Raw genomic sequence first — 18558 nt, forward strand, 5'->3', positions numbered from 1 at the left:
GACGGAACACGACCCTGTGGGAGCTGGCTTGCCAGCGATCGCGGACTTTCAGACAGCGATGATGTTGAGTCTGATGCCCTCATCGCTGGCAAGCCAGCTCCCACAGGTTTTGCGGTGTTACAAGGTCAAAGTGAGTCGGCTGACCAGCGCTCCCGGCAACAGCGCCGAGGAGGTATTGCGCTGGCTATACGTGCTCGCCGAGAGCAACAACTCGCGCTCCGCCGTCAACGCCTCAAGCTGCGAACCGAGCAGGCTGTAAGCGCTGTCATCAAAACGCATGGTGCTGACCGGCGCTTGAATCTCGCCGTTCTCGACCCAGAACGTCGCAAACCGGGTCATCCCGGTCAAACGCGCCGCCGGCTGATCGGAGAAGTTCAGGTACCACAGGTTGCTGATGTACAGTCCGGTGCCCAATTGCTTGAGGATCTCCGCTTGCGGCAGATCACCGGCGGCCATGTTCAGCGCACTCGGCGCTTCACCGCCGCCGGCGCCGTTGGCCGTCAGGCCATACTCGGCAGCGCTGCGCGAACCGACCAGTTGCTCGCCGGCCTTGCCTTCGATGATCAGCCGCAGATCGCTGCGCGGATAACCTTCGCCGGAGAATGCCGGGCTTAGCGAGTCGCTGACTTTCTCATCCAGCGACACCAGCGGACTGAACGACTGATCGCCGACATACAACTTTTGCAGCGGACTGCTCTTGCTGGCAATCGACTGCGCCGAGAAACCACCCCAGCACAACATGCCCATGATTTCTTCCAGCGCGGCAGGTGCCAGATAAGCGCGGTATTGCCCGGGCGCCAGGGTGCGCAACGGCCGCCCGAGAAACTCCAGTTGCTCGCGCGCCTGCTGGAAGCGCTGGGCGAATCCCTCGCTGCTCCAGTCATGTCCGGCGTAACTGGCTTTCACTGCTTCGCCATTCTCATGGAAAAGGCTGAAGTCGAAGTTGAAGCTATTGGCCTGATGCCAGCCAAACGCGCCCGACGAACTGGCAAAGCCACGGCTGATCGGCCCGGCGGCATAGAAACCGACCAGGTCCAGACCTTCAGCGGCCTGGGCGATTTCCGCCACAACCTGCTCGGTGTCCGGCAGCGGAATGTCCTGCACATTGTTGCTCTGCCAGCCGTTGTGATTGAGCAGCAGGTACGGATCCTGCGGCAGCAACGGCAGGGTTTCGCGCAACTGTTGCAGGCCTTCGGCGAGGCGTTGCAGATCGGCATCCTGATCACCGGAGAGGGTGATTTGCAGATCAGCGTGGCGACCGTCATCGACGAGTTTCAGACCGATATCGGCCTGCTGCACTTGCCCGGCCTGACGCACCTTGGCGTGATTGAAGCGCACGAACGCCGAGGACTCGGCGGCGTAGCTGACAGTGAATTGTTCCGGCTCGCGCACCGCATCGCGCAGCCAGTTCACCAGAACCTTAAAGGCCTCAGCCTGATTCTTTACCGTACTCATCAGGCGTCTCCCCCAAACACATCAACGTTGCTGAACACGCAGGCCGGCGAAGCGTGGCCGACGCGGATCACCTGATTCGGTTCGCCCTTGCCGCAGTTCGGCGTGCCGAGCACCTTGACGGTGTTGGCGTCGCCGACCGCGCGCAGGCTCTTCCAGAAGTGCGCGGAAATCGCCCGGTAATTCGGGTTTTTCACCACGCCTTTGAGTTCGCCGTTCTCGATCAACTGGCCCCATTCGCAGCCGAACTGGAATTTGTTGCGCGCATCGTCAATCGACCACGAGCGGTTGGTGCTCATCAGAATGCCGTGCTCGATGCCGCCGATCAATTGCTCCAGCGACTGGTCGCCCGGCTCGATGTTGAGGTTGGCCATGCGGTCGATCGGTGGACGGTTCCAGCCACAGGCGCGGCTGTTGGCCACGCCATCGAGACCGGCGCGGAACTGCGACAGCGCACCGCCCAATGGACGCAACAGCAGACCTTCGCGAATCAGGAATTGCTTGCTCGCGGCGGTGCCGTCGTCGTCATGCCCGTAGCTGGCGAGTTCTTCCGGAATGTCCGGATCGAAGGTCACGTTGAGCAATTTCGAGCCATATTGCAGGCTGCCGAAATCGGACGCCTTGACGAAACTGGTGCCGGCGTAATTGCGTTCATCGCCGAGAATCCGGTCGAGTTCCAGCGGGTGACCGATGGATTCGTGGATCTGCAGCATCATCTGATCCGGCATCAACAAAAGGTCGCGCGGGCCTTGCGGGGTATTCGGCGCGAGCAGCAACTGCAGCGCCTGATCGGCGACTTGCGGGCCAGCGCCGACCAGACCGCAACGGCTGATCACGTCTGCGCCGCCCTGCTGGCCAAAGTTCTCGCGGCCGAGGCTGCGGGTCTGGCTGTCGTTGCCGTCATATGCCGTGACGTCGAGGCTTGGATAGACGAAGCGCTGGGCTCGGCGCAGTTCTGCCCCGGCGCTGCTCAGATAGATCTGCTCGACATTGGTGATACCGACGCTGACTTCCCAATTCACCAGGCGCTCATCCTTTGGCACCGAGGCGGATTCTTTGCCGAGCAGATCGTAGCAATCGCTCAGGGATGGGAAGGCTTGTTCGAAATTGGGTGAAAAGTAATCAGCGCGATCGCTTGAAACCGGCTGCTCGCGCAGGTCGAGCAAGGCGTGCGGTTTGAGCCGGCGGGCCTGTTGCTCGGCGCGTTCAAGGGCGGCTTGCAGGCCTTGCTGCGACAGGTCATTGGTCGCGGCGTAGGCTTCGACGCCGTTGACGCGCACGGTGAGCATCGCACCTTCGTCGCGGCTCAGACTCGGCGGCTCGGCGACATTCTTGCGTACCGACAGGAACTGGCCGGACTCGCGTACGTATCGCAGGGAAAAAAATTCAGCGCCCGTGCGCAAGGCAGCAAAGCGCTGCTTGAGCTGGGGGTGGAAATCGAACATTCAGGAACCTCCGTGTAATGGGAGTAGCGGCGACGCGATTCGGCGGGGAAGGGGTGAAACGATTGCGCGAGGTCTAGAGTAGGCCTGCGTGGGGGTAGGATCAAGTGAAGAGGGGGTGTAGGAGGTTTTACTGTGGAGCTGGGGGATTTTCGCAGAATGTGAGGGCCTCATCGCTGGCAAGCCAGCTCCCACTGGTTTTTTTGGTGATCACAACATCTGTGAACAACACAAATCACTGTTGGAGCAGGTAAGCCATCTCCCACAAGATTTGTGAACGACACAAAACCCTGTGGGAGCTGGCTTGCCAGCGATTAGCCTTGATGCGGTGTAACGATCTTACTGAGCAACAGGCGTGATATCACGCATCGGCTTGCCTTTTACCGGCGCATCGCCCGCGACGTAGTACGGCGCGGTGCTGCGCGGCAGCGGCTGACGGCCACGGATCTTGTCGGCGATTTTCTCGGCAATCATGATCGTCGGCGCGTTCAGGTTGCCGGTGGTGATGATCGGCATGATCGAAGCATCGACTACACGCAGACCCTGCATGCCATGCACGCGACCTTCGCCGTCCACGACCGCCATCTCGTCGGTGCCCATCTTGCACGAGCAGGACGGGTGGAACGCGGTTTCGGCGTGTTCACGGATGAACTTGTCCAGTTGCTCATCGGTTTGCACGTCGATGCCCGGGCTGATTTCGCGGCCACGGAATTGGTCCAGTGCCGGCTGCTGCATGATTTCACGGGTCAGGCGGATGCCGTCGCGGAATTCCTGCCAGTCCTGCTCGGTGGCCATGTAGTTGAACAGGATGCTCGGGTACTCGCGCGGGTCTTTCGACTTGGCCTGGATGCGACCACGGCTTGGCGAACGCATGGAACCCATGTGCGCCTGGAAACCGTGCTCTTTCACACCATTACTGCCGTTGTAGTTAATCGCTACCGGCAGGAAGTGGTACTGGATGTTCGGCCATTCGAATTCCGGACGCGAACGGATGAAACCGCCGGCCTCGAACTGGTTGCTGGCGCCAATACCGGTGCCGTTGAACAGCCACTCGGCACCAATGGCCGGCTGGTTGTACCAGAGCAGCGACGGGTACAGTGAAACGGGCTGAGTGCACGCGTATTGCAGGTACAGCTCAAGGTGATCCTGCAGGTTTTCACCCACGCCCGGCAGATCGTGAACCACCGAAATGTCGAGCTGGTTCAGCAGTGCGGCAGGGCCGACACCGGAACGTTGCAGAATCTGCGGCGAAGCGATGGCGCCGGAGCACAGCAGCACTTCTTTGCGGGCGCGGGCTTCAACGCGCTCTTCAGCGGCGCCGATCAGGTAGCGCACGCCGGTCGCCCGCTTGCCTTCGAACAGAATCTTGTCGGTCAGGGCGTGGGTGACGATGGTCAGGGTCGAACGCTTTTTCGCGGTGTCGAGGTAACCACGCGCGGTGGAAGCACGTCGGCCATTCGGCGTAACGGTGCGGTCCATCGGGCCGAAGCCTTCTTGCTGGTAGCCGTTCAAGTCTTCGGTGCGCGGGTAACCAGCCTGCACGCCGGCTTCAACCATGGCGTGGAACAGCGGGTTGTTGCCAGCCTTCGGCGTGGTCACGCTGACCGGGCCTTCGCCACCGTGGTAATCGTTCGGGCCGATGTCACGGGTTTCCGCTTTGCGGAAGTACGGCAGGCAGTCGAGGTAGCTCCAGTCTTCCAGACCTGGCAGTTTCGACCAGCCGTCGTAATCCATCGCGTTGCCACGGATGTAGCACATGCCGTTGATCAGCGAGGAACCGCCGAGGCCTTTGCCGCGACCGCATTCCATCCGGCGACCGTCCATGTGTGGCTCTGGATCGGTTTCGTAAGCCCAGTTGTAGCGACGACCCTGCAGCGGGAATGCCAGTGCAGCAGGCATTTGCGTGCGGAAGTCGAGACGATAATCCGGGCCGCCGGCTTCGAGCAGCAGAACGGTGACGCCTTCGTCTTCAGTCAGACGGGTCGCCAGGGTGTTACCGGCCGAACCGGCACCGATGATGATGTAATCGAATTCTTGGGACATTGGATGCACCCTCTTTGATAGTGGTCAGGTCAGACCTCGGCGAGTGCTGCGCACTCGAATCGCTGGCAAGCCAGCTCCCACAAGGATTGGGGGCTGCCACAGATTTGACGGGCGACTCCAAACCTGTGGGAGCGGGCTTGCCCGCGAAGAGGCCTTCGCGGGCAACGCAAATCTCGGCTCTTAGAACACCGAGACGTAATCGCCCAGTTCGACCTGTACCGATTTGATGCGGGTGAAGTTGTTCAGCGAGCTGATGCCGTTCTCACGGCCAACGCCCGACTGCTTGTAACCGCCAACCGGCATTTTTGCGTCGGACTCGCCCCAGGCGTTGATCCAGCAGATACCGGCTTCCAGTTGATGAATCACGCGGTGAGCGCGGTTCAGATCCTTGGTCACGATACCGGCGGCCAGGCCGAAGTCAGTGTCGTTGGCGCGGCGGATCACTTCTTCTTCGGTTTCGTACGACAGGATCGCCATGACCGGGCCAAAGATTTCTTCGCGGACGATGGTCATGTCGTCGGTGCAGTCAGTGAACACGGTCGGAGCCACGAATGCGCCTTTGGCGAATTCGCCTTCGGTCAGACGCTCGCCGCCGCACAGGACGCGGGCACCTTGTTCTTTACCTTTGGCGATGTAACCCAGCACGCTTTCCATGTGGGCGAAGCTGACCAGCGGGCCGAAGTTGGTGTTCTCGTCTTCCGGGTTGCCGATGCGAATGCGCGCAACGCGCTCAGCGATCTTGGCTTCGAAAGCGGCTTTCAGGTGGCTCGGTACGAACACGCGAGTGCCGTTGGTGCAGACCTGACCGGAGCTGTAGAAGTTGGCCATCATCGCGGTGTCGGCGGCGCGATCCAGATCGGCGTCGTCGAAGATGATCAGCGGCGACTTGCCACCGAGTTCCATGGTCACGTCTTTCAGCGAGGATGCCGAAGCGCTGGCCATGACTTTCTTGCCGGTGTCGGTGCCGCCGGTGAAGGAGATCTTCTCGATGCGCGGGTGCTCGGTCAGCCAGGTGCCGACTTCACGGCCGCTGCCGGTCAGAACGTTGAACACGCCAGCCGGAACGCCAGCTTCGGTGTAGATTTCAGCCAGTTTCAGCGTGGTCAACGAGGTGACTTCGCTTGGCTTGAAGATCATCGCGTTACCGGCGGCCAGCGCTGGAGCGGATTTCCACAGAGCGATCTGGATCGGGTAGTTCCACGCGCCGATACCGGCAACCACGCCCAGCGGCTCGCGACGGGTGTAGACGAATGCAGTGTCACGCAGCGGTATCTGCTCGCCTTCGATGGCTGGCACCAGGCCTGCGTAGTATTCCAGCACGTCGGCGCCGGTAACGATGTCGACGTACTTGGTTTCGGAGAACGCTTTACCGGTGTCCAGAGTTTCCAGAGCAGCCAGTTCATCGTTGCGCTCGCGCAGGATGTCGACGGCACGACGCAGGATGCGCGAACGCTCCATGGCGGTCATCGCAGCCCAGATTTTCTGGCCCTTTTCGGCGCTGACCACAGCGCGCTCGACGTCTTCCTTGGTCGCACGTTGTACTTGTGCGAGGACTTCACCGTTAGCCGGGTTGATGGCTTCGAAGGTGGCGTCGCTGCTGGCATCGGAGTACGCGCCATCAATGTAGAGTTTTTGCAGTTCGAAACGGGCCATAGTGTCCTCGCAAGAGCATAAGTGGTTGGCGTTGGTCACCGGGTGAGCCATATACAGCTGTGGCATCGCTGGTCGGTGACAGTTCAGGGGCCGAGCGTTTTCTCTGTGCTCTAGCTCACCTGCTTGGCCAATTGGAAATCCATGTATTCGTACGCGATCTGTTGCGCCTGCTCGGTGTCGAAAGCGTCTCCCGACAGCGCGCCGCGCAACCACAAACCGTCGATCAGAGCTGCCAGTCCTCGGGCTGCGCTGCGCGCATCTTCGAGCGGCAACACCCGGCGGAACTCGCAGCACAGGTTGGAATACAGACGGTGATCGTTGATCCGCTGCAACCTGTGCAATGACGGCTGATGCATGCTGGTGGCCCAGAAGGCCAGCCAGGTTTTCATTGCCGGTCCATTGACCTGGCTGGCGTCGAAGTTGCCTTCGATGATCACCTGCAGATGCGCCCGTGGGCTGTCATCTGTCAGCGCCTGACGACGCGCGGTGACGTTCTCGCTGAGAACGTTCATCAGATACCGCATCGTGGCGGCGATCAGGCCATTCTTGTCCTGAAAATAGTGACTGATGATGCCGTTCGAGACACCGGCCAAACGGGCGATCAGCGCAATGCTGGCGTCCCCCATGCCGACCTGATCAACCGCCAGCAATGTGGCTTCGATCAACTGTTGGCGGCGGATGGGTTGCATACCGACCTTGGGCATCTTGCACATCTCCTTAGGCCTTCCGAGGGGCGATCAACGCTCATCGGATTGACGGCCAGTCTATTTTGTTTTGATTGAACGTTCAATCAACAAAGAATAAGATCTGCGACAAATCGTCGCTACCTACAGGTTTTTCCTACGTGTAAATGGCGAGTATCCGACATCTAAATCGGCTCGAAACCTATACGCCACGGCGTTTCTGGGGCTTCGGGTTTTTCGCGGTGTCTTTATATCACCCGCTGGTCGGCTGCCAAGTAACCGATTGGTCGGGTGCCCGTGTTGCCTTGTGTTCTTCTCTCGCACTGCCTGGAGCATTTGTGCCATGAGTTCTGCCTCTCTTATAAAGACCCCGCCCGAGAAGGTGACGGTCAACGGTTGGGTGTTCTACACCTCTACCGCGCTGATTCTGTTGTTGACCGCCATTCTGATCATCGCCCCGCAAGAGGCCGGCAGAATGCTGGGAGTGGCTCAGGCCTGGTTGTCGCGCAGCTTCGGCTGGTACTACATGGTGGTGATTGCCGCCTATCTGGTATTCGTCGTGGGTCTGGCGTTTTCCTCGTACGGCAAACTCAAACTGGGCAGCAAGGACGACACCCCGGATTTCAGTTACGGCGCCTGGGCGGGGATGCTGTTCTCGTCGGGTATCGGTATTTCGCTGCTGTACTTCGGCGCATCCGAGCCACTGGATCACTACTTCAATCCGCCGGAAGGCGTGGCCGGCAGCAACCTCGCGGCGCGTCAGGCGGTGCAGCTGACGTTCCTGCACTGGGGCCTGCACGGCTGGGCGATCTACGCACTGGTCGGTCTGGCCGTGGCGTATTTTGCTTACCGTCATAACCAGCCGCTGGCCTTGCGTTCGGCGCTGTATCCACTGGTCGGCGAGCGCTGGGTCAAAGGCGCGGCCGGGCACGCGGTGGACGGCTTCGGCATGTTCGTGACCCTGCTGGGGCTGGTGACCAATCTGGGGATTGGGTCGCTGCAAGTGTCGTCGGGGCTGGAAAACCTGTTCGGCATGGAACACAGCAACACCAACCTGCTGATCGTGATCATCGTGATGAGCACCGTGGCGACCATCGCTGCCGTGTCCGGCGTGGAAAACGGCATCCGTCGTCTGTCCAACCTGAACATCGTGCTGTTCAGCGGCCTGCTGATTTTTGTCCTGCTGTTCGGCCCGACCCTGCACCTGCTCAACGGCTTCGTGCAGAACATCGGTGACTACCTGAACGGCATCGTGCTGAAAACCTTCGACCTGTATGTGTACGAAGGCAGCGGCGAGAAGTCTGAACGCTGGATGGGTCTGTGGACGCTGTTCTACTGGGCCTGGTGGATTTCCTGGGCCCCATTCGTCGGCATGTTCATCGCGCGGATTTCCCGTGGTCGTACCGTGCGTGAACTGGTGGCCGGCGTGCTCCTGATTCCGCTGGGCTTCACCTTGGCCTGGCTGTCGATCTTCGGTAACTCGGCGCTGGACCTGGTGATGAACCATGGGGCGGTGGAGCTCGGCAAGACGGCGCTGGAACAACCGTCGATGGCGATCTACCAACTGCTTGAGCATTACCCGGCGTCGAAGATTGTCATCGGTGTGTCGATCTTTGTTGGTTTCGTGCTGTTCCTGACCCCGGCCGACTCTGGCGCGGTGATGATGGCTAACCTTTCGTGCAAGGGAGGCAACGTTGACGAAGATGCGCCGCACTGGCTGCGGATTTTCTGGTCGGCGGTGATCACGCTGGTGACTATCGGACTGCTGTTCGCCGGTAACTTCGAAGCCATGCAAACCATGGTGGTGCTGGCCGGTCTGCCGTTCTCGGTGGTGCTGGTGTTCTTCATGTTCGGCCTGCACAAGCAGATGCGTCTGGACGTGCAAGTCGAGCAGGAACAGGCGCAACTGGCTGAACGTGGTCGTCGTGGTTTCAGTGAGCGTCTGACGCAACTGGATCTGCAACCGAGCCAATCGGTGGTACAGCGCTTCATGGACAAGCACGTCAGCCCGGCGCTGGAAGATGCGACCGCGCAGATGCGTGCACAGGGTCTGGAAGTGCAGACGCTGTTGGGCAAATCCAAGCGCTGCATGGGCGTGCGCGTCGAGATGGAAGAGGGCAACCCTTTCGTTTACGAAGTCAGCCTCGATGGCTATCTGGCGACTCCGACCGAGTCGGCGCAGTCCGATGAGGAGCGCCAGCGCTACTACCGCGCCGAGGTGTATCTGCACAACGGCAGTCAGGACTACGACCTGATGGGCTTCACCCAGGATCAGATCACACGGGATGTGCTCGATCAGTTTGAAAGCCATCGGCAGCTCCTTGGCCGGGTGTACAGCTAAGATCAAGGGCTACCCCTCACCCCAGCCCTCTCCCTAAGGGAGAGGGAGGAGAGGGAGCAGATCGTCGTGATCTTCAAGGCCTGAGTTCGACTCGATAATTCAGGTCGGTCAGTCCCCTCTCCCTCCGGGAGAGGGTTAGGGTGAGGGGCTCTTTTCCCTGACCCAATAAAAAAGGGATCGCTCACCGCGATCCCTTTTTTTATCCCGCCTTAACCCAGGTTCTTGCCAAGAAGCGCGTGATACAACTCGCTGTCGCCCAAGATCCCCACCACATGATTGTTGTCATGCAGCACCAGTTTGTTGCCGGTCTGATAACGAATCTGCAACGCATCGCGCATGCCGATATTGGAGTCCACCAACGTTGGCCTGCGCTCCAGGCCTTCAACCGCCTGGCCCGGTGCCCAGTTCTGCAAGTCCAGCGCCACGCCGTTCTGCCGTGCGCCTTTGATGGTGTTGCCTTCCGCCAGGTCCAGCCACGAATCACCGCCCGGATCGAGGCACACTGAACCGTTGATGCGTTTGCAGTTGTCCAGCGTGCGCATCAGGCTGCGCCCGCACAGCACGTTGAGTGGATTGGTGTGCGCGACGAAGGTCCGCACATAATCGTCCGCAGGGTTGAGAACGATCTCTTCCGGCACGCTGTACTGGATGATCCGGCCATCTTTCATGATCGCGATGCGGCTGCCCAGTTTGAGTGCTTCGTCGAGGTCGTGACTCACAAACACAATGGTCTTGTTCAGCTTGCGTTGCAGTTCCAGCAGTTCGTCCTGCAGGCCTTGGCGGATCAGCGGATCAAGTGCCGAAAACGGTTCGTCCATCAGCAGAATATCGGCGTCCATCGCCAGCGCACGGGCCAGGCCCACACGTTGCTGCATGCCGCCAGAGAGTTCGTCGGGTTTCTTGTTGCGCCATTGGGTCAGGCCGACCAGTTCGAGTTTTTCGTCGACCAGTTTGCGCCGTTCTTTTTCCGGGCGACCCTGCATTTCCAGACCGAAACTGATGTTCTCGCGCACCGTCAGCCACGGCATCAGCGCGAACTTCTGAAAGACCATGGCGATGCGTTTGGTGCGCATCATTTTCAGCTCGGCCGGGGTGCAGGACGCGATGTCGATCTGCTTGCCTTCGTGCTCGACGAACAGCTTGCCGCGGCTCACGGTGTTGAGGCCGTTGATGCAGCGCAGCAGGCTCGACTTGCCGGAGCCGGACAGGCCCATCAGCACGCAGATCTCGCCTTTGTTGATATCGAGGCTGGCCTTTTCCACGCCGACAATCTGCCCGGTCTTTTTCAGGATCTCACTGCGGGTCAAGCCTTGATCGAGAAGTTTCAGTGCTTCGCGCGGATCTTTGGTGAAGATCACGTCGACGTCTTCGAAGCGAATAATGCTCATGCGTCACCCCCTGCTTTAGCGTCGGGTTGTTTGCAGATACGGTCGAGCATGATCGCCAGCAGTACGATCGCCAGGCCCGCTTCGAAGCCCAGGGCGATATCAGCAGTGTTCAGTGCGTTGACCACCGGTTTGCCGAGTCCGTCGGCGCCCACCAGTGCCGCGATCACCACCATCGACAGCGACAGCATGATGCACTGGGTGATGCCGGCTGCGATGCTCGGCATGGCGTGTGGCAGTTCGATCCGTGAGAGCAGTTGGCGACGCGAGCAGCCGAAGGCCTTGCCGGCGTCCATCAGTTCTTGCGGGACATCGCGGATGCCCAGGTAGGTCAGGCGGATCGGCGCGGCGATGGCGAACACCACCGTGGAGATCAGGCCCGGCACCACACCCAGCCCGAAGAGGGTCAGGGTAGGAATGAGGTAAACGAAGGTCGGTACGGTCTGCATCAGATCGAGTACCGGCCGCATCATGGTGTAGAACATCGGTTTGTGCGCGGCGACGATGCCTAACGGCACGCCGATCAGCACGCACACGAAGGTGGCGAACAGCACCTGGGCGAGAGTTTCCATGGTCTCCTGCCAATACCCCAGATTGAGGATCAGCAGAAAGGAGGCGATGACGAATACCGTCAGTCCCCACTTGCGCTGGATCATGTGAGCGAGCAGGGCGATGAGGCCGATCAAGACAAAAGGGTTGAACCAGGTGAGCGCAAACGTCACGCCGTGGATCATCGTTTCCAGTGTCACGGCGATTGCGTCGAAGGTGTTGGCGCCGTGCTGCGTCAACCATTCAACGAAGCCCGCGATGTACTGGCCTAAAGGGATTTTCTGATCAATCAGCATGGTATTGAACGTCCGCATGCGAGGAAAAAACAGCCCGGACAGCCGAAGCCGTCCGGCATAAGCGATGCTCCTGAATTCAAGGCGCCAGCTTGGCTTTCACGGCTTCCAGGCCAGGTTTACCGTCAATGGTGGTCACGCCGGCGAGCCAGGTTTCGAGTACCTGTGGATTGTTTTTCAGCCAGGCCTTGGCGGCCGCGTCAGGCTTCATTTTGTCGTCGAGGATGTTGCCCATCAGTTCGCTTTCCATGTCGACCGTGAACTCAAGGTTTTTCAGCAATTGGCCAACGTTGCTGCATTCCTCGGCGTAGCCCTTGCGGGTGTTGGTCGCTACGGTGGCTGCGCCGAAATCCGGGCCGAAGAACTCGTCGCCGCCGGTCAGGTACTGGATCTTGAAGCGCTTGTTCATCGGGTGCGGCGCCCAGCCGAGGAACACCACTTCGGTGCCACGGCGCGAGGCGCGGTCAACCTGCGACAGCATGCCGGCTTCGCTGGATTCGACGACTTTGAAACCGGCGGTTTTCAGGCCGAAGGCGTCCTTGTCGATCATGCTCTGGATCAGACGGTTGCCGTCGTTGCCCGGCTCGATCCCGTAGATCTTGCCGTCGAGTTCTTTCTTGAATTTGGCGATGTCGGCGAAGTCATGCAGACCTTTGTCGTACAGCGCTTGCGGGACGGCGAGGGTGTACTTGGCGCCCTTGAGGTTGGTGCGCACGGTTTCCACGGTGCCGGCCTCGCGGTAGGCCTTGATGTCGTTTTCCATGGTCGGCATCCAGTTGCCGAGGAACACGTCCATGTTCTTGCCGTCGGCCAGCGACTTGTAGGTCACCGGCACGGAGATCATGGTGGTCTTGGTCTTGTAGCCGAGGGCGTTGAGCACCACGGAAGTGGTGGCGGTGGTGGCGGTGATGTCGGTCCAGCCGACATCGGAGAAGTTAACGGTACTGCACTGCGCCGGCTCTGCGGCTTGAGCCAGCAACGGCAGACTCAGCATGGCGGCCAACAACAACGACGGGGAACCTTTCATGGATGGACTCCTTGGTGTTTTTTTTGGCAGTGTTCCGACTGGACCACCGCACTTATGGGTTGCGGTTGGATGGCGTTCTGGAGACAGCTCTACCGCAGCGCCTTGCAATCGAGTCGATACGATCATGTACCAGTGAAAATCTGACGCCTACAGGGTGCGTCGTATCCAGTACAGGGATGGTCGCATCCAGTGTCGGTGACGTCGTTTACAGCTTTTTTTCGCTCGATTTGCCCGACTGCACCGCATAAAACGGCGAAAAACTTCGGTAAAAACGGCGCGGCGCTGGTGGACATGAGTGCGTCGGTGTCAGACGCCGGGCGAGTGACCAAAAGCCTGATGATGCGGCCATCCTGGCGGATCGCAGCTTGAGCGTAGCAGCTCCGCCAGCGGGCGCTCCCCGCCCCGAACCGGCATCTTCAGGAGTCCTGCAGTAATGGCTATCAGCGTGTTCGACCTGTTCAAAATCGGCATCGGGCCATCCAGCTCGCACACCGTCGGCCCGATGCGCGCCGCCGCGCTGTTCGTCGAAGCGCTGCGCGACCGGCATCAACTGGAACAGGTGCGCAGGGTCGAGGTGCAACTGTTCGGTTCGTTGTCGGCTACCGGTATCGGTCACGGCAGCGACAACGCGGTGATCATGGGCCTGATGGGCGAGTGGCCGGACGCGATTGATCCGTCGCAGATCGGCCCGCGCATTCAGGCCTTACGCGAAACTCACACACTCTTATTGGACGGTCGTTTGTCGGTGCCTTTCGTCTGGGCGCGCGACATGCGCCTGATCGATGAAAACCTGCCGTTCCACCCCAACGCCATGCGCCTGATTGCCGAGGGTGATCACGGTGAGCTGCATAGCGACACTTACTACTCGGTCGGTGGCGGATTTGTCGTGGATGAGGCGCAGGCTTCCAGCGGCGTGGTGGATCTGGATCGCACTGAATTGCCTTACGACTTTTCCAGCGCGGTCGAGCTGTTGGAGCTGTGCAAATACAACAATCTGCGTGTCGCCGAACTGATGATGGCCAACGAAAAGGTCTGGCGCAGCGAGGAAGAAATCCGCGCCGGGCTGATGAAGCTCTGGCGAGCGATGCAGGATTGTGTGGAGCAGGGCCTCAAGCACGAAGGCATCCTGCCCGGTGGCCTGAATGTGCGCAGGCGTGCGGCCAAGTTGCATCGCAGCCTCCAGGAGTTGGGTAAGCCCAATGTGATCGGCTCGACCCTCAGCGCCATGGAGTGGGTAAATCTGTTCGCCCTTGCCGTCAACGAAGAGAACGCTGCCGGTGGGCGCATGGTCACGGCGCCGACCAATGGCGCGGCGGGGATCATTCCGGCGGTGTTGCACTACTTCATGAAATTCAGCGAAGCGGTGACTGACGCCAACGTGGTCGACTATCTGCTCGGCGCCGCAGCGGTAGGGATTTTATGCAAGAAAAACGCTTCGATCTCCGGCGCTGAAGTGGGTTGTCAGGGCGAAGTCGGCTCGGCGTGCGCGATGGCGGCGGCGGGGTTGGCGGAGATTCTTGGTGCGACGCCGGAGCAGTTGTGCAACGCAGCGGAAATCGGCCTGGAACATAACCTCGGGCTGACCTGCGATCCGGTTGGCGGTCTGGTGCAAGTGCCGTGCATTGAGCGCAACGCGATTGCGGCGGTGAAAGCGATCAACGCGGCGCAGATGGCCTTGCGTGGGGATGGTCAGCACTTTATTTCGCTGGACCGGGTGATCCGCACCATGCGCGATACCGGCGCTGATATGCATGACAAGTATAAAGAGACTTCGCGGGGTGGCTTGGCGGTCAGTGCTGTTGAGTGCTGAGACCGGGTTGGCCCCAATCGCTGGCAAGCCAGCTCCCACAGGTTCTGCGGTGTTGCTGATTTCTTCAAACCACTGAAGATCCTTGTGGGAGCTGGCTTGCCAGCGATTGGGCCAGACCAGTCAAAACTGCGCGGTAAGTGCACACCCGAATCAAAACGCGCCACGTTTTGGCGCGTCGCAATCAGATAAGCCTCTTTCTCACCACCAGCGCCTGCTGCACGCCGCTACCGCCCGTCCCCTGTGCCTCTGGTGACACTGTCCGACAATCGCACCAAGCCTGTTCCCAAAAGTGCTACCGATATGCTCACAGGCTTTGGGACAGGGCGCCCGCTGCGGTTGATGGCACTTCGAAATACCCCTCGTCCGGCATCTTGTATAGACGCCTCGCGACGTCGTTTTCAGGAGTTATTGAACGGCCATTCAATTTCAGGCATGGCAATTGCTCTGTCATAACAAAGCCCGTCTCCCACGCGAGAACGATGGCAATAACAAGAGCCTCCGCCTGAGGCCATCACCCGCTTTGTGTGAGGAGATACCGCGATGACGACGTTCAACTCCGGGGCCCAACCCCAGAACCGTGCGCCTCAATCCATCGGCTTTCTGCTGCTGGACAATTTCACGCTGATTTCCCTGGCTTCCGCAGTCGAACCCCTGCGCATGGCCAATCAGCTGTCCGGTCGCGAGCTGTATCGCTGGAGCACCCTCACCGTCGATGGCGGCCAGGTCTGGGCCAGTGACGGCCTGCAGATCACCCCCGACGCCTCCATGCACAAAGCCCCGGCGCTGGACACCATCATCGTCTGCGGCGGTATCGGCATTCAGCGCACCGTTACTCGTGAACACGTCTCGTGGCTGCAAAGCCAGGCGCGTCAATCCAAGCGTCTCGGTGCCGTGTGCACTGGCAGCTGGGCTTTGGCTTGCGCCGGTCTGCTCGACGGTTTTGATTGCAGCGTGCACTGGGAATGCCTGGCGGCGATGCAGGAAGCTTTTCCGCGGGTGGCGATGAGCACGCGTTTGTTCACCCTCGATCGCAACCGCTTCACCAGCTCCGGCGGTACCGCGCCACTGGACATGATGCTGCACCTGATCAGCCGCGATCACGGGCGTGAACTGTCCGCCGCGATCTCGGAGATGTTCGTCTATGAACGCATCCGTAACGAGCAGGATCACCAGCGTGTGCCGCTCAAGCACATGCTCGGTACCAATCAGCCGAAGTTGCAGGAAATCGTTGCGCTGATGGAAGCCAACCTCGAAGAGCCGATCGATCTGGACGAACTGGCGGTTTACGTCGCCGTGTCGCGTCGTCAACTCGAGCGGCTGTTCCAGAAATACCTGCACTGCTCGCCGTCGCGTTATTACCTCAAACTGCGGCTGATTCGTGCGCGGCAGTTGCTCAAGCAAACGCCGATGTCGATCATCGAAGTGGCCTCGGTGTGTGGCTTCGTCTCGACACCGCACTTCTCCAAGTGCTACCGCGAATACTTCGGCATTCCGCCGCGTGACGAACGCGTTGGCTCCAACACTACCCAGCAAGTGGCGATGTTGCCGCTGCCGCAAGCGTTGGTGCTGGCGCCGCTGTCGGGGCCGATGTCGGCGCTGAGTCAGGCGCGCAATGAGTCGACTTTTGCCAGTGTAAGGCTCTAGACCGAGCTGGCTTTATCGCTGGCAAGCCAGCTCCCACAGGTTTCTGTGTTGAACACAAATTCTGTGAACGACACTAGTCACTGTGGGAGCTGCGGTTCGACGACTCGACTTGCCAGCGATGACGGACTGTCAGGCGCTACGGGTCTGTTGGTACTGCGCCAACGCCGGCAACAACTGTTTATCGAACGCCTCACGCACCGCCGGCAAAATCGTCGCGCTGCTGGTGTACATCTGCTTGACCATCGTGCGCAGGGTATTCGCCCGCACATCATCCAGACCGCGCACCGCATACTCGCAGGCCTGCTCGGCCGTGGCGCCGGACGGCACTTCGAAACCCAGCGACTTGAGCTGGCCCAACAGATCTTCCTGGTCAATCAAATCGGCGTACATCATCACGCAAATCCTTCTTCGGCATCGGAGGTCGTGGCTCGATTCTGGTAGTCGTACGTGGTGACGGCAAGGGCGTTTTGTCGCAGTGGCTGCGACGGCTATGAACAGGTCGTTTTCGGCTAACTCGCCGGGGAGGGGAATCGGCACACTGGACCCAGCTCGCTTCACGAAGGTTTGGTCACCCTCGCCGCGCCAGCTCCTCAACAGTATGTTCGCCCCGATCCAGTCACGGCTGGTCTCGGGGCTTTTTTTGTCTGCGTTTATCGCGATGGCGGCAGGGCGATAACCCGGCCGATGTAAGCCGGGGCAGGCAGGTCGGATTGCTCGGCGACGATGGCTTGCAGTCGGCTCAGGGTTTCTGGACTGAAGGGCGCCGAGCGCGGCCCGGCGAGGTCGACATGCAGGAGCATTTGTTCGTTGCCGGCCAGCTCTTTGTCGTCACCCGCCAGATGCAGGCTGTGGTAGAGGTGCAGGCGTTTCTGGTCGTGGCCGATGATTTGCGTGCGCACTTCGACCTCGGCGTCGAGTTTTACTTCGTGCAGGTAGTTGAGGTGCAGTTCGAGGGTGAACAGCGAGTTGCCGCTGGCTTCGCGGTTGCTGCTGTCCATGCCGAGGCGATCCATCAGGGCGTCGGTGGCGTAGCTGAAAATCAGCAGGTAAAAGGCGTCGCGCAGGTGGCCGTTGTAGTCGACCCAGTCGGGGATGATTTTGGTTTGGTAGGTGGTTAACTTGGGCATATCGGCTGATCCAGAACTGATTGTGATTGGGCTGCCGCCATCGCTAGCAGGCTAGCTCCCACATTGGAGTTGTGTGGTTCAGCCATCCAGTGTGGGAGCCGGTCCTGCAGGTCGATTACTCGCTGAATGCCATGCCGTGCTTTTGCTTGGTGGTCTTCACCGCCTCAAGCACTGCGAGCAGGCAATCATCACGATAGCGCTCCAACGCCGAAATGCTGCGCTCACCCAACTGCTCACTGGTCCCGTCCACCACATCATCAATCAACTTGTCCGTCAGCTCCGGCGCCGGCAGATACGTCCACGGCAACTGTAATGCCGGCCCGAACTGCGACATGAAGTGCCGCATCCCCGCATCGCCGCCCGCCAGCGTATAGGTCAAAAACGTACCCATGAACGACCAGCGCAAACCGGCGCCAAAGCGGATCGCATCGTCAATCTCACCGGTGGTCGCCACGCCGTCATTGACCAGATGCAGCGCCTCACGCCACAGCGCTTCGAGCAAACGGTCGGCGATAAATCCCGGCACTTCCTTACGCACATGCAGCGGGCGCATGCCGAGGGATTCGTAGACTTGCATCGCAGCCTGGACGGCCTCGGGCGCGGTGTTCTTGCCGCCGACCACTTCGACCAGCGGCAACAGATAAACCGGGTTGAATGGATGACCGACCACACAGCGTTCCGGGTGAGTAGAACTCTCGTAGAACTCGCTCGGCAACAGGCCTGAAGTACTCGAGCCGATCAAAGCATTGGGTTTGGCTGCTGCGCTGATTTTGCTGTGCAGATCCAGTTTCAGCTCGAGACGTTCTGGGGCGCTTTCCTGGATGAAATCCGCATCACGCACGCACTCTTCAATGGTCGCGACAAAGCGCAGGCGATCTTGCGACGCACCCGACGCCAGGCCATTTTTCTCCAGCGCGCCCCAGGCATTGGCCACGCGTTTGCGCAGCGCCGCTTCAGCGCCCGGCGCCGGGTCCCAGGCCACCACATCGAGGCCATGGGCGAGGGCGCGGGCAACCCAGCCGCTGCCGATGACACCGCTGCCGAGTGCGGCGAAGGTTTTGATTTCGGTGATAAAGCTCATGGTCACTTCCTGTAAATCGCTGATTTCT

Annotated in this window: 14 protein-coding genes; 3 read left to right on the forward strand and 11 right to left on the reverse strand. The window is 60.1% G+C overall.

Features of this window, described 5'->3' with window-relative positions:
* Positions 1-117 precede the first annotated feature (117 nt).
* The 5 genes from ACP7EE_RS20275 to betI form a co-directional block, all read right to left on the reverse strand.
* Positions 118-1455 (reverse strand): TldD/PmbA family protein, encoded by a 1338-nt coding sequence (locus ACP7EE_RS20275; protein WP_426236224.1) that lies wholly within the window; start codon positions 1453-1455, stop codon positions 118-120.
* Positions 1455-2897: a TldD/PmbA family protein gene (locus ACP7EE_RS20280; protein WP_426236226.1), complete on the reverse strand. Its 1443-nt coding sequence runs from the start codon at positions 2895-2897 to the stop codon at positions 1455-1457. Before ACP7EE_RS20280 ends, ACP7EE_RS20275 begins: the two co-directional genes overlap by 1 nt.
* Positions 2898-3233: 336 nt before the next feature.
* Positions 3234-4937, reverse strand: coding sequence for a choline dehydrogenase (betA, locus tag ACP7EE_RS20285; RefSeq protein WP_426236228.1), 1704 nt, complete (start codon positions 4935-4937; stop codon positions 3234-3236).
* A 180-nt stretch (positions 4938-5117) separates the two neighbouring features.
* A complete protein-coding gene (gene betB / locus ACP7EE_RS20290) occupies positions 5118-6590 on the reverse strand; it encodes a betaine-aldehyde dehydrogenase (RefSeq protein WP_426236230.1) in 1473 nt (490 codons plus the stop codon).
* A gap of 110 nt (positions 6591-6700) precedes the next feature.
* Positions 6701-7294, reverse strand: a complete 594-nt coding sequence (gene betI / locus ACP7EE_RS20295) for a transcriptional regulator BetI (protein ID WP_420647296.1) — start codon at positions 7292-7294, stop codon at positions 6701-6703.
* Positions 7295-7673: 379 nt separating this feature from the next.
* On the opposite strand from betI, the gene ACP7EE_RS20300 reads away from it, so the two are divergent.
* Positions 7674-9614, forward strand: a complete 1941-nt coding sequence (locus tag ACP7EE_RS20300) for a BCCT family transporter (RefSeq protein WP_426236297.1) — start codon at positions 7674-7676, stop codon at positions 9612-9614.
* Between the two features lie 209 nt (positions 9615-9823).
* Here ACP7EE_RS20300 and choV read toward each other — a convergent pair whose 3' ends face one another.
* From choV to ACP7EE_RS20315, 3 genes are all read right to left on the reverse strand, one after another.
* Positions 9824-11002, reverse strand: coding sequence for a choline ABC transporter ATP-binding protein (choV, locus tag ACP7EE_RS20305; protein WP_426205709.1), 1179 nt, complete (start codon positions 11000-11002; stop codon positions 9824-9826).
* Positions 10999-11844 carry a choline ABC transporter permease subunit gene (gene choW / locus ACP7EE_RS20310; RefSeq protein WP_426236232.1) on the reverse strand — a complete coding sequence of 282 codons (846 nt, stop codon included), beginning with the start codon at positions 11842-11844 and terminating at the stop codon, positions 10999-11001. Before choW ends, choV begins: the two co-directional genes overlap by 4 nt.
* Positions 11845-11920: 76 nt before the next feature.
* Positions 11921-12868 (reverse strand): choline ABC transporter substrate-binding protein, encoded by a 948-nt coding sequence (locus ACP7EE_RS20315; protein WP_420647293.1) that lies wholly within the window; start codon positions 12866-12868, stop codon positions 11921-11923.
* Between the two features lie 433 nt (positions 12869-13301).
* Between ACP7EE_RS20315 and ACP7EE_RS20320 the strand changes: the two genes are divergently transcribed.
* Together ACP7EE_RS20320 and ACP7EE_RS20325 are read left to right on the forward strand one after the other, a co-directional pair.
* On the forward strand, positions 13302-14678 hold the full coding sequence (locus ACP7EE_RS20320; protein ID WP_426236234.1) for an L-serine ammonia-lyase: 1377 nt from the start codon (positions 13302-13304) through the stop codon (positions 14676-14678).
* A 540-nt stretch (positions 14679-15218) separates the two neighbouring features.
* A complete protein-coding gene (locus ACP7EE_RS20325) occupies positions 15219-16322 on the forward strand; it encodes a GlxA family transcriptional regulator (RefSeq protein ID WP_420647291.1) in 1104 nt (367 codons plus the stop codon).
* Between the two features lie 129 nt (positions 16323-16451).
* On the opposite strand, the gene ACP7EE_RS20330 is transcribed toward ACP7EE_RS20325, so the two are convergent.
* The 3 genes from ACP7EE_RS20330 to ACP7EE_RS20340 form a co-directional block, all read right to left on the reverse strand.
* Positions 16452-16715, reverse strand: coding sequence for a hypothetical protein (locus ACP7EE_RS20330; RefSeq protein WP_426205706.1), 264 nt, complete (start codon positions 16713-16715; stop codon positions 16452-16454).
* A 257-nt stretch (positions 16716-16972) separates the two neighbouring features.
* On the reverse strand, positions 16973-17449 hold the full coding sequence (locus ACP7EE_RS20335) for a thioesterase family protein (RefSeq protein WP_426236237.1): 477 nt from the start codon (positions 17447-17449) through the stop codon (positions 16973-16975).
* 115 nt (positions 17450-17564) lie between these two features.
* Positions 17565-18530 (reverse strand): L-carnitine dehydrogenase, encoded by a 966-nt coding sequence (locus tag ACP7EE_RS20340; RefSeq protein WP_426236239.1) that lies wholly within the window; start codon positions 18528-18530, stop codon positions 17565-17567.
* Positions 18531-18558: the final 28 nt, after the last annotated feature.

The sequence above is a fragment of the Pseudomonas sp. TWP3-2 genome (genome assembly GCF_049897765.1).
In the GTDB taxonomy this organism is placed as follows: Bacteria; Pseudomonadota; Gammaproteobacteria; order Pseudomonadales; family Pseudomonadaceae; genus Aquipseudomonas.

Excerpts from the sequence above, each read along its gene's own strand:
- ACP7EE_RS20280 (WP_426236226.1), bottom strand. The coding sequence starts at position 2,897 with ATGTTCGATTTCCACCCCCAGCTCAAGCAGCGCTTTGCTGCCTTGCGC.
- ACP7EE_RS20320 (WP_426236234.1), top strand. The coding sequence starts at position 13,302 with ATGGCTATCAGCGTGTTCGACCTGTTCAAAATCGGCATCGGGCCATCC.
- ACP7EE_RS20330 (WP_426205706.1), bottom strand. The coding sequence starts at position 16,715 with ATGATGTACGCCGATTTGATTGACCAGGAAGATCTGTTGGGCCAGCTC.
- choV (WP_426205709.1), bottom strand. The coding sequence starts at position 11,002 with ATGAGCATTATTCGCTTCGAAGACGTCGACGTGATCTTCACCAAAGAT.
- ACP7EE_RS20340 (WP_426236239.1), bottom strand. The coding sequence starts at position 18,530 with ATGAGCTTTATCACCGAAATCAAAACCTTCGCCGCACTCGGCAGCGGT.
- ACP7EE_RS20275 (WP_426236224.1), bottom strand. The coding sequence starts at position 1,455 with ATGAGTACGGTAAAGAATCAGGCTGAGGCCTTTAAGGTTCTGGTGAAC.
- ACP7EE_RS20335 (WP_426236237.1), bottom strand. The coding sequence starts at position 17,449 with ATGCCCAAGTTAACCACCTACCAAACCAAAATCATCCCCGACTGGGTC.
- betA (WP_426236228.1), bottom strand. The coding sequence starts at position 4,937 with ATGTCCCAAGAATTCGATTACATCATCATCGGTGCCGGTTCGGCCGGT.
- choW (WP_426236232.1), bottom strand. The coding sequence starts at position 11,844 with ATGCTGATTGATCAGAAAATCCCTTTAGGCCAGTACATCGCGGGCTTC.
- ACP7EE_RS20315 (WP_420647293.1), bottom strand. The coding sequence starts at position 12,868 with ATGAAAGGTTCCCCGTCGTTGTTGTTGGCCGCCATGCTGAGTCTGCCG.
- betI (WP_420647296.1), bottom strand. The coding sequence starts at position 7,294 with ATGCCCAAGGTCGGTATGCAACCCATCCGCCGCCAACAGTTGATCGAA.
- betB (WP_426236230.1), bottom strand. The coding sequence starts at position 6,590 with ATGGCCCGTTTCGAACTGCAAAAACTCTACATTGATGGCGCGTACTCC.
- ACP7EE_RS20325 (WP_420647291.1), top strand. The coding sequence starts at position 15,219 with ATGACGACGTTCAACTCCGGGGCCCAACCCCAGAACCGTGCGCCTCAA.